Raw genomic sequence first — 11519 nt, forward strand, 5'->3', positions numbered from 1 at the left:
TAGGGTGCGGTTCTCCAAGCGTTTTGGTGGGGAATTAACAAATCTTTAACTCACAGTTTAAAACCCGAAAGCGTTGCGAATCCAGCGCGGCAATCTTAAAACTTCTCAAACCATGCACATCCAGCGCAGAATTCGCATTGTTTTCAAGCGATACCTCCTGGGGGAAGGTATCACGGTGCTGCTAGTGCTGCTGTACGCCCCCCTGCTAGTACACTGGTACGACGGCTGGCTCAACAAAAGCATCAGCATCGAACACGAATATTTCAGCCACGGACTAATTGGTTTGCCCTACGCAGCTTATATTGCTTGGATGAACCGAAAGTGCTGGCGCAGCTTGCCCAACTCACCGCATCCTTTGGGAGGCTTTTTGCTGGTACTAGCGACGCTTTTTTATCTGAGTCGCTTGAGCGATTTAGTAAATTTATCCCTCCCCGTAATGCTGGCAAGCATTTGCTTATCTTTAAAAGGAATTCCCGGCTTACAATTGCAGGCGAGGCCGCTTTTATTCGTATTTCTGGCCTCGCCGAACCACATTCCTTACCTCATAGAACCCTACGCCTTGCCCTTACAGCAATTCATTGCTGAAACATCAGGCTGGATATTAATTAAGATTGGTATCAACGTGAGAGTGGAAGAAATTTATCTGTACGTAAACGAGCGCATTGTAGAAGTTGCTCCGCACTGTGCAGGCTTGAAAATGCTGTTTACCAGTCTTTATGTCAGCTTAATTCTGCTGGATTGGACTGGAGTTTGGAACTCTCGCAAAAAAAGCCTTTTGTTTTTAGTTAGTACATCCATTATTAGCATCACTTCCAACATTTTCCGCAACACTGTACTAACTTACTTTCACGGAACCCAAAGAGAGGCGCTTTTTACTTGGCTGCACGCCGGATGGGGAGGAGATTTGTATTCTGCTTGTATACTAGGGCTATTGGTACTTCTCCTCAACGGGATGGAAAAGTATTTCCCAAGTCAGTCTGGCAATTAATAAAACAGATGATTTCAGCACAGAAACTACTGCGACGGTATCAATTATCTAAAATTATGGTACTGGTGTTTTTGCTGGTATTAGTGGGAGCAGTAGCAATTCCCGGCTACGCGACGGGAAGGTGGCCTTGGACAAACCCACCAACCCTTGCCAACCTTAAGGAATTAAGAAGTTTGCGCCAAAACGGGATAAAAATTCCTGGGTGGCAGGTTATAGCCGTTCAGAATAACGTCCAAATTGGCGGTCACAGATGGTTAGTTGAAGAAATTAAAAATGATCGCACAATTGCCATTTTATTGCTGTTGCCTCAAAATTACCCCAAAAACCAGCCCCAAGTGGAATGGCTAGATATCGATGGATTTCACCGATGGCAAACCGATTCTCATCGCACTTTGAGATTTACAGTTAAATTAACACCAATACCCGGCCAGCCACCGCCTACTGTCGAGGCGAGGTTTTTCCGAAGCTGGACTCGCCAACAAACTTTTGCTGTCGTGCAGTGGTACGCTTGGCCTAACGGTGGTTCTCCAGCAACCAGCCGTTGGTTTTGGGAAGACAGCATTGCTAGACTCTCGAACCGCCGCGCGTCTTGGGTTGCTGTCAGTATCATCCTTCCCATTCAACCGCAGGGTGAGATTAAGATAGCTCAACCATTGATGGAATCTCTGGGCAAAATTGTTCAGGCTAAATTAATTACAGAAACTTTTCGGTTTCAGTAAGCAGGTAGGTGCAAATAAATCAGCCTAGGGCGTGGGCCGTTTTTGCCAAAATCAACTGCTTCCTAGTAAATATCCGGATTCAACTCGCCCCTCAAATATCTTATTGTTTTTTCTCCTCCCTATATGTTAGATGAAACTTACAACTCAGGTCATTATTCAAAATATTACTTTTTTAAATCCTCTCAAAATGCGGGAAAAATCCACAATTAAAAATCGCCTTGCTTTTTCCTTGGCAGGTCTGTATTCAACTGCTTGGACTCTATCTTTTGCTGCTGTATTCTGGGGTTTTAATAGCAAAAATTTTTCGGAAACGGCTTTAGCTCAATCTGTTGTTCCAAGAGACGAGAAACTCGTGGCGCCACCGCCCTTGCGGGTCCCGCCACCGCCACCTGCCAACTTTAACCGGGATATTAACCCAGCTTTTCGCAATCGGCCCTACCGCCTGGGCCCGGGAGACCAGATTTCTGTTCAAGTTCAGCGCTTCCCAGAGCTAGGTTTTACGGGTGCAATCAGCCCTGAAGGGGTAATTGTACTGCCGCTAATCGGAACAGTAAATGTGCGTGGTCTTACCGTCGAAGAATCACAGCAGCGCCTCCGGGAGCGCTTTGGCCAATTTATCAAAAATCCTCAAGTCTCTGCTGCTTTGCTGATTCAGCGCCCGGTAGTGGTGACGGTGACGGGGGAAGTGGCCAGACCGGGTTTTTATCCACTGCAAACCCCCCAGCTTCCTGCGGCTCTGGCGGCTGCTGCTGGGACTAATCCTACGGCGGAACTGCGAGGGGTGCGGGTGCGGCGGACTCTACCGGGAGGTGCTGTCGTGGAGCAAGTTGTTGATATTTTGACACCGTTGCAAACTGGTATTGCTCCGCCGGATTTGCGTTTGGAAGATGGAGATGCGATCGTCGTACCGTATAAACAGGTTACGCCCGATCGCAAATCCGATCAAGATTTAGCATCCAGGTACAGCCTCGCTGCTGCTGCTGTTCCCGTCCAAATCACTATCACCGGAGAAGTCAGCAAACCGGGTTTTTACACGCTTCCGGCGGGTTCTGGTCGAATTTCGGCTGCTTTGCTGGTTGCGGGGGGAGTCACGGGAAAAGCCGATTTACGGGCTGTGCGAGTGCGACGGACTACGGTAGACGGCTCCTCGGTGGAGGAACCAATCGACCTCTACACTCCCCTAGCAAACGGTAACGATTTGTTCGATTTTCCTTTGGCATCGGGAGATGTGATTGTCATCCCGGAATTGGACGCTAGTACCAAAAACCTAGACTACGACAAAGCTCTGGTTTCGCGGTCTACTCTGATTAAACCCAGGATCTACGTTCGAGTTTTGAGTTACGCTAGTGGTGGTTTGACCTCGTTCTACGTAGAAAATGGCAGCAGGTTTTTGGATGCTCTCAACAACTTGCCTGTTAATCTTGCTGACTTGCGGAAAATAGCCCTGATTCGGTTCGACGAAAAGCAAGGTAGAGCAATCAACCGTTCGATAGATGCTAAAGCTGCTTTGGAGGGCAATGTTTCTCAGAACCCGATGCTCGAAGATAATGATGTGATTGTGATTGGTAGGAATTTGATAGAGCGCATTGGTTATGTAATCAATACTTTTACTCGACCATTCCGCGATACTTTGGGATTTATTCTGTTCTTTGAGCAGTTGAGAAATGGGGTAACAGATTTGTTCGGGCCGTCACGTAATAATAAATAGGTAGTCATACTATTTTCGATTTTTGATTTTCGATGGGGAATGACTTATGCGATATGCGTTTACAACTTACCTACAGTTGCAGCTTTTTGAGAAATGGGTATCATTTGTCAGCAATCATTAGTTATCGTTAACAATTAGCAATCTAAAATCTAAAATCTAAAATCCTTATGACTTTATCCGTTGTTAAACGTTATTTAATTGCTTTCGACCAATACAAGTGGGTGGGACTGGCTACTCTCGCGGTGACTGTGGGCGTGTCGGGAGTAGTGGCTGTTCAGCCAAAGGCGGCGCCAGTTTACGTTGCAATAGGTACGCTGGCTTACGACAGACCGAGCGTGATTTTTTCATCGACTACTACTAAAATTCAACAGGAAGGACAAGAAATAACTAAAGATATGCTGCTGGATACAAGGGTGATTAAACCAGCCGCAGAAAAACTCATCAAACCCGAACAAAAATTAAACCAAGAAGAATTGGCAAAAAAAGTACAAGCTTTGGCTAAAAAGTTAGCAAAAGATGTGCAAGTAAAGATGCCCAGTAAGAATAATGACCCCAGCGCTTTGATTCAAGTATTGTACAAAAATGCCGATCGCCAAAAAGCAGTAAAGGTAGTAGAGACGCTGATGCTCGAAATGGTGGCTCGCAGCGAAACTCTTAATACTTCTAGACTGCGTGACACGATCGCCCAAATTAACAAGCGTTTGCCGCAAGTAACTGAGGAACTCCGAGAGACGGAAGCAAAACTTGAATCCTACGAAAAACGAGAAGGAACTTCAATTTTAGCAGCTCAGAGCGGTGCTTTGCCGCAAGCGATTACCACCAGCCAACAGCAGCAGCGGCAACTCCGCGTGCAGTTGGGAGGAATTGAAGCTCAAATTAATAGTTTGCAGGATCGCTTGGGATTGAATGTGGAGCAAGCTTACGTCGCTCAAGCACTCTCTGCCGATCCAATTATTGCCCAACTGCGAGTGCAATTGTTTTCGATCGAATCTCAGCTCAAAATTCTCCGCAGCGACTTGCAGGAGGAACACCCGAAAATTGTAGAATTGCTCAAACAAAAACAAGCTTTTGAGCAGCAGTTGCAGCAGCGGCAATCGGAGGTACTCGGCGGTAACGGGGTGGCTGCTCCGCTCAGAAGTGCCGATCGAATTCGGGTAGACTCTTCTTTAGATCCGGCCAGACAGCAGTTAGCTCAAACTTTGATTGCTTTGCAAACGCAGCGGGATGCGGCGCAACAGCAACTCCAAGGAATCGAGAAAACTGAAAAAGAATTGCGTCGGGAACACGCCACAATCCCCAACAAGCAGTTAGAACAAGCCCGTTTGGCCCAGCAAGTGGCGTTCAAAAAAGCTCTCTACGACAAGATGCAGTCGGCTTTGGTAGATGCTGAGGCGGCGGTAGCTGAGACAACGGGGAGTTTGAGAATCGCCCAATGGCCACAAACTGATGACGTTGAGTCAAACAAGAGAGGTTTGCCCGTGATGCTGGCGGTGGGGGGATTTGTGGGATTGCTGCTGGGCGGCGGATTGATATTTTTGTTGGGGATGCTCAACGGCAAGTTTTACAGTTGGGAAGAAGTGCGGGCGGCTTTGGTGGAAAAAGAGGTGCCGATACTGGCAGTTTTGCCTGAAGTGACGGTGTTTGATTCTTACGGCGATGAAATGCCGCTCGCCCTAGAGGTAAATTCTCCCTATTTGGAATTTTATGAGCGGTTGCGTACTAATTTGCGCCGGATCGGGAGCAAACCTGTGAAGGTGGTGTTGCTGACTTCGGCGGCGCCTTTGGAGGGGAAAAGTTTTAGTGCTTATAATTTGGCAATTGCGTCGGCTCGATCGGGTAAACGGACTTTGCTAATTGAAGCAGATTTGCGATCGCCTTCTAACGTTGAATCTTTGAAAATTGCTCCTGATCCTCTGGCGACTGTGGAACCTTTGCACTATTACGGCAATATTAGCGAGTGCGTCCTTTTGGTTGCAGAGGTAGAGAACCTATACGTCGTGCCGAGTCCCGGCTTTTTGCGGCAGGCTTCCGCCGTACTCGAATCGAGCGAAATGCGGAGGTTGTTTGAGGATGTTCGCAACCGCTTTGATTTTGTGGTGGTGGATTCTCCGGCTTTGAGCGAGTGCAACGACGCGCTGACGCTGGAACCGTACACGGACGGTATGATTTTGGTGGCGCGGCCTGGTTACACTTTGTCTAGTATGTTGTCTGAGGCGGCAGATCAGTTGCTGGAATCTGAGGATGAGGAGTCGCATAAATCCGGGCCGCGGCTATTGGGAGCGATTATTAACGGTGCTGACATTCCGGTCAAGTTCCGCAATGATCTTGATGAATTGGAGTTGCCTTTGAGTGCGATCGGCGATCGGGCGATCGAAGTGCGATCGAGGGAATTACCGCAGCAGTCCAAGCCTAAAAATAAGGCTATTAATAGTAAATTGAGATAATTTATCTGGCTTGATTCTGTAAAGCAATCCTCAACAAATTGTGAATACATTGTAGGGTGCAACCTAAGCAGCTTCTGCAGAAAGCACCGTTAACAGTCAGTCGATTTTAGATTTTAGATTTTAGATTTTAGATTTTAGAATCGACTCCACAGATGAATCAGGGAGGCTGAACTTGGGTCTAAAATTTTGCGATCGGGGCGACTCCTGTCTTCAAGGAAGTCTCCGTTTTTGGGCGAGTTCAACAGTCAACAGCCAGTCGATTTTAGATTTTAGATTTTAGATTTTAGATTTAAAAATTGACTCCACAGATGAATCTGGGAGCTTGAACTTCGGTCGAAAATTTTTCGCCTGTCAACAGTCAACCGCTAACAGTCACTACTTGAAAATGTGTCATCGCACTATTGATTGGATTCCGGGCGTTTCTGGTGTTTGCTCTGGATGAACTGTTCCAAATCGGCGATCGCATCTTCAAAATCCGACAAATTAATTTTCGCAGGTCTAGTCTTCTTCGGCAAACTCGAAGACTGACTCGAAGACTTAGCCGGAGGCGGTGGAGATTTAGGTTGTGCAGCTTGACTGCTGTTCGATTCTATAGAATCGAACAATTCATCTAGGGACTCAAAAAATGATTGAGCCGAGGCCCGGCGTAAATCTTTCTGGTTGTCGTCATCCGTCATAAGCCACTCCATAGGGTCTAAAATTTGCCAACAAAGTCTGTCCGCCCCGGCGCGTGCAGATATTAGACATGAAAACCGACTAAAACAAGCAGGAGGACAGAATTGAACCGGGCGATGGGAATGCCTGTGGCTGAACTTGCTGCCCTCTCTAAAACCTGCCGCGGGCATTGTCAGCCTTCAAACTATATTTAACTGTACACCCGCCTACTGAGTGATTTGAGACTTGGTGCAAACCCAGCTCAAAATCATTGACCCTGAAAAAATCTCAGTTACGGCTCTTTCGTTGTCTAATTAACCCTAGTCTAGTCGAGAATAAGGAGACAGGACTTATGCAACTATTACCGCTGTTCAAAGGTTGCGATGGCAACGCGCCACCTCGAAAGGACGGAGAGACGGTGTTTTTTGCTTGAGTCCTAAGATTTCAAAGGCATTAGGAGATTTTAAGGTGACTCAGGGATTTGATTACGATTTAGCAATTATCGGCGCTGGCGTGGGCGGACACGGCGCGGCCATACACGCGGTTAGCTGCGGGCTGAAAGTGGCAATTATCGAAGCAGGGGACATGGGGGGGACTTGCGTCAACCGCGGCTGCATTCCCTCGAAGGCGCTGTTGGCGGCTTCCGGGCGGGTGCGAGATTTGCGGAATGCCCACCACCTAAAGACTTTGGGAATTCAATTGGGCAGTGTGGATTTCGATCGCGGGGCGATCGCCAATCACGCTAACACTATTGTTAGCAAACTTCGCGGCGACTTGACCAACAGCCTCAAACGTTTGAACGTCGATGTCATCCAAGGTTGGGGCAAAATTGCCAGTGCTCAAAAAATTACCGTCGAAACCGATAAAGGCGAGAAAACTATTACCGCCAAGGATATTATTCTCGCTCCCGGTTCGGTTCCCTTTGTCCCCCCCGGGATAGAAATTGACGGCAAAACTGTATTTACCAGCGATGATGCTGTCAGGTTGGAATCGCTGCCGAAGTGGATCGCAATTATTGGCAGTGGTTATATCGGCTTGGAGTTTTCGGATATTTACACAGCCCTGGGCTGCGAAATTACGATGATTGAAGCTTTAGACCAATTGATGCCGACTTTTGACCCCGATATTGCTAAGTTGGCAGAACGAGTGTTAATTGCACCCCGCGATATTGAAACAAAAGTAGGTGTTTTGGCGAAGAAGATTACTCCTGGTTCGCCGGTGATTATTGAATTAGCTGATTTCAAGACTAAGGAAATTGTCGAAGTTTTGGAAGTTGATGCTTGTTTGGTAGCAACTGGTCGGGTTCCTGTCAGTAAGAATTTGGGGTTAGAAACTGTTGGCGTAGAAACGATGCGCGGTTATATCCCAGTTAACGATAAGATGCAGGTTTTGGCGGCGGGAGAACCGGTGCAGAATTTGTGGGCGATCGGCGATGTTAATGGCAAGATGATGTTAGCGCATTCTGCGTCTGCTCAGGGAATTGCTGCAGTAGAAAATATTTGTGGCCGTCCCCGCGAAGTTGACTATTTGAGTATCCCGGCGGCGGCGTTTACTCACCCGGAAATTAGCTATGTGGGGATGACGGAACCGGCGGCGAAGGAGTTAGGAAAAGCTGAAGGGTTTGAGGTAGCTTCTGTCAAGAGTTATTTTAAGGGAAATTCTAAGGCTATTGCGGAGGGTGAAACCGACGGTATGGCTAAGGTTATTTACCGGAAAGATACTGGGGAGTTGTTGGGAGTTCACATTTTCGGTTTGCACGCTGCGGATTTGATTCAGGAGGCGGCAAATGCGATCGCCCAGCGCGAGTCTGTTAACAATTTAGCATTCCGAGTGCACACTCACCCGACGCTTTCGGAAGTGTTGGATGAGGCCTTTAAACGGGCGGCTGGAGCGGGTAGTCATTAATAGCTAGGGGCAGTTTTATTGTTTTAGATCCCCGACTTATTGAAAAAGTCGGGGATTTCGGTATACTGTTTTAGGGCGGTGGTAGAGTGCCGAGCGCATTTTCAGCTAATTCGATAAATTCTTCAGCTTGGGCGATCGATTCTGCGGCTTGATCGCTCGTAACGGCATCAAGTTCGCCGTAATCTCCAGCATTTCGCAATTCTTGAGCTCTGATGAGGTATTGGTGAAACTTAACAGGAACTCTTCCTGTACGAGCAAATTCTCGGCCAAAGGCACTAATGACTGCGGAATGTTTAGAAAAAGATAGTCGTTCACCTTCTAAAAATGCTTCGGCGATATAAAACATAGTGTAGTAGGCGCGAGAGGCTGCATAATCCGGGTATTCGCCCTCTAACATTAACTTAGCCGCTGAAAGGCTTTGACGAGCTTTTGCGAGTAAGTTTAATTGAGCCGATGTCATATTAAAATTCCCTCTTTACGGATATTTCTGAGCAAAGGGCCTTGATAATTAGTGAATCTTTCTTCATTCATAAACTGGCAGCTAATCACTTCATCATTTTGAAGCGACAAATCTGCTACAATCTGAAGAGTTCTATCAATTTCTTCGCCCGCTTGAACTGGCGCTTTCAGAACTACTAAAACATCTATATCTGAGTCTGGATGTGCATCGCCTCGCGCTTGGGAACCGTAGAGCACCATTTGGGTGAGCCGATCGCCGTAGAGTTGCTCGAAGTGCGATCGAAGTTGCATCAGTATGTTCTTAAGTTTATCGTTAATGTTCATATTTGTTGTCAAAAATTTGGGGATTTTAGTTCTCCTTTCACCCAAAAGATTCGCTTAAGGTCATTCCACAGCCAATTGTAAACTAGCTCAGTCACAGGTCTTAGACAGAATATTGTAGGGTCTATTGCATGCACAGTCATTCTCTTTCCAGACCGCTCTAATACTTGGGGACGCTGGTAATATAGTTGCTTGAAGGCTAAACTAAAACAATTTTCTTCTCCAGATATAGGACGATCGCCGAGAACAAAGTCAACTTTACTTAAGCTACCAGGGGGTAAAGGGTTCCAATACCAACTGACACCTGCTTGACTTCTATTTAGAGATGGTGGGATAACTACACCTGCAATTTGAGCTGGTAGTAATGCCATTGTTTGCAAGCTATCCGAAAAATTTGGGAACCACTGTGTGACTATTTTCTGATATGTCTCAATTGCCTGAGTGTAAATATCTCTTGCCTGTACAAGTATTTGCTCAGGAGATAATTGTTTTATACTAAACCACGGAGAGCTTAACTCTTTTTTTTCCTCTATATGAAGACGATCTATCTCCATCACAAGTAGATCGAAAAGGTGTTGGTCTACCCCTATTCCCAGTATCTCCTCTCTAAACACACGGTCAAATTTATCTAAGCATTGTTCTATCTCTGCTAATGGAATGGGGGAATAATGTAATGACCCATTTGAGTATCTTTTAGTAATCAACAATGCTGCCCGCCACGCCCCTTCCTGCACAAGAATACCTCGATCGATCGGCAATCTGAATTTTTGCAATAAAGCAGAAAGTGACTCAACAAGTGTTTGCTGTGTCCATTTCCAAGGCCAACACGACTGCTGCTGAAGCGCAGGGCTTCTATACCAGTCAAAACCATTTTTCAGCAAATCTTCTGGATTTGTCAAGTCTAAATCCAACTTAAAGACATCAGGGCGAACATTATTCCCAATATATCTAGCAATTTCAACCTTGCTTTCAATTATATCAAAATCTATTGGTAGATCGATATCTAAGCGCTTCTTACTGATACGAACACCTATTGGCGGAAGTGTACCATCTTCTCGGACTCCTGCAATCAATTGAGCGATTGAGGCAATACCATTTATCCAAGCTTGCATAGCCGTTCGTACCTGTCGCCCAAGTTCAAGCGATTGGGGCAGTGAAGTTTCATTTGTGATGTTCGCATCTACCAGTGCTTCATTCACAATTTCAGCAGCTATTGCAGGATATCTTTCAGCAATCGCCACAAGAAATCTTGATACTTTGTCACTGTCGAGGGTAGCAGTAGCAAGAATCAAAGGGTATCGCCAACGCTCAAGTCGCTCTATCTCGCTTGCTAGTTCGTTAGGGTCAGGCTTGCCAGTCGCTAAACTCTCTTTTGCAAACCATTGGGTGAGCATTGGGAGTGAAAATCTCAAGTGTTCAGAATGCTCAACGACAAGCCTAGAATTTAAAAGTTCTTGTCGCTCAGACCACGATGCAACTTTGTTAGCAGGAATAGGAGCACCGCCACCGTCTACAGAAAGGATTGCAAGCTGTTGCAGCAGTTGCACAATCCTTTTCTCTTCTAGATGTACCAGACGCAGGGAGCGTTCCACAAGGCTGGATAATAAATTTTCTTTTGAACGTGGTAGTCTGCCATTCTGGTCTCGCAGATAAATACCTACCAGCACAGCAAAAAGAGGTCTATGGATAGCATTTAGGACTGATTGTGCCGAATTTTGAACCATGCAAGTGACAGTTTTTCCGGCAAGCCGATTAATTAAAGTATATGCCTCTTCATTAGAAAGCGGTGGTACAATAACTGATTCTTCTGCTTCTGCAAAGTCTGGGATTGGTCTGCTAGTAATAATGATTGTAGTTTTTTGCCATACGTTGACAAGAATTCTAGCTTCTCTCAATATCCTGGAAGCCAGGCTTCTTTCAACTTCATCTGTTCTATCAATAATCACTACAGCGCCTTGAGTTTGTGGATAGCCTATACTACTGGCAGCTTCTTCTACAACTTTACAAAGCGGTTTTTGAGGTTGTAACTGCCATGCTTCTATGTAGATAGGTATGGGAGCATTAATATCCTTTATTAACTGTTGAATTGCTCTTTGAAAGAGGCGCTCTGCCATCAGTGATTTCCCCGCACCCATTTCCCCAATTAAAATAATCAGCCTACCAGGATCGAGCTGTAGATCAGGTGGGGCGGTTCCAAGGGACTGGTCATTAGCAAGTTCATCAGCTTCCTTAGAATTAACTCTTATACCATTTTTTTAAAGATGTGATAGACTTGTGTAAAAAGTAAAGGAGAGAATTACAATGTCTGGTCGTCCTCATAT

9 protein-coding genes are annotated in these 11519 nt (G+C 46.1%); 5 read left to right on the forward strand and 4 right to left on the reverse strand.

Annotated features, from left to right (window positions below; genetic code table 11):
- Positions 1-112 precede the first annotated feature (112 nt).
- The 4 genes from crtB to QT996_RS23495 all read left to right on the forward strand — a co-directional run bounded on the left by crtB (position 113) and on the right by QT996_RS23495 (position 5859).
- A complete protein-coding gene (gene crtB, locus QT996_RS23480; protein WP_333049440.1) occupies positions 113-988 on the forward strand; it encodes a cyanoexosortase B in 876 nt (291 codons plus the stop codon).
- A gap of 8 nt (positions 989-996) precedes the next feature.
- Positions 997-1707, forward strand: a complete 711-nt coding sequence (locus QT996_RS23485; protein ID WP_333049428.1) for a cyanoexosortase B system-associated protein — start codon at positions 997-999, stop codon at positions 1705-1707.
- Positions 1708-1837: 130 nt separating this feature from the next.
- Positions 1838-3415: a polysaccharide biosynthesis/export family protein gene (locus QT996_RS23490; RefSeq protein WP_333049430.1), complete on the forward strand. Its 1578-nt coding sequence runs from the start codon at positions 1838-1840 to the stop codon at positions 3413-3415.
- A gap of 167 nt (positions 3416-3582) precedes the next feature.
- Positions 3583-5859, forward strand: coding sequence for a lipopolysaccharide biosynthesis (locus QT996_RS23495; protein ID WP_333049431.1), 2277 nt, complete (start codon positions 3583-3585; stop codon positions 5857-5859).
- Between the two features lie 398 nt (positions 5860-6257).
- Here QT996_RS23495 and QT996_RS23500 read toward each other — a convergent pair whose 3' ends face one another.
- Positions 6258-6536, reverse strand: a complete 279-nt coding sequence (locus QT996_RS23500; protein ID WP_333049432.1) for a hypothetical protein — start codon at positions 6534-6536, stop codon at positions 6258-6260.
- A 445-nt stretch (positions 6537-6981) separates the two neighbouring features.
- Between QT996_RS23500 and lpdA the strand changes: the two genes are divergently transcribed.
- Positions 6982-8418, forward strand: coding sequence for a dihydrolipoyl dehydrogenase (gene lpdA / locus QT996_RS23505; RefSeq protein ID WP_333049433.1), 1437 nt, complete (start codon positions 6982-6984; stop codon positions 8416-8418).
- A 70-nt stretch (positions 8419-8488) separates the two neighbouring features.
- Here lpdA and QT996_RS23510 read toward each other — a convergent pair whose 3' ends face one another.
- From QT996_RS23510 to QT996_RS23520, 3 genes are read right to left on the reverse strand one after another with little or no spacing between them, the layout of a single operon-like run.
- On the reverse strand, positions 8489-8878 hold the full coding sequence (locus tag QT996_RS23510) for a HEPN domain-containing protein (RefSeq protein ID WP_333049435.1): 390 nt from the start codon (positions 8876-8878) through the stop codon (positions 8489-8491).
- Positions 8875-9201 carry a nucleotidyltransferase domain-containing protein gene (locus QT996_RS23515; protein WP_333049436.1) on the reverse strand — a complete coding sequence of 109 codons (327 nt, stop codon included), beginning with the start codon at positions 9199-9201 and terminating at the stop codon, positions 8875-8877. The genes QT996_RS23510 and QT996_RS23515 overlap by 4 nt, the downstream gene beginning before the upstream one ends.
- Positions 9202-9209: 8 nt before the next feature.
- Entirely contained in the window at positions 9210-11312 is a 2103-nt protein-coding gene (locus QT996_RS23520) for a hypothetical protein (protein ID WP_333049438.1), read from the reverse strand.
- Between the last annotated feature and the right edge of the window lie 207 nt (positions 11313-11519).

It is taken from the genome of Microcoleus sp. S13C4 (genome assembly GCF_036700865.1).
Taxonomy (GTDB): Bacteria; Cyanobacteriota; Cyanobacteriia; order Cyanobacteriales; family Microcoleaceae; genus Microcoleus.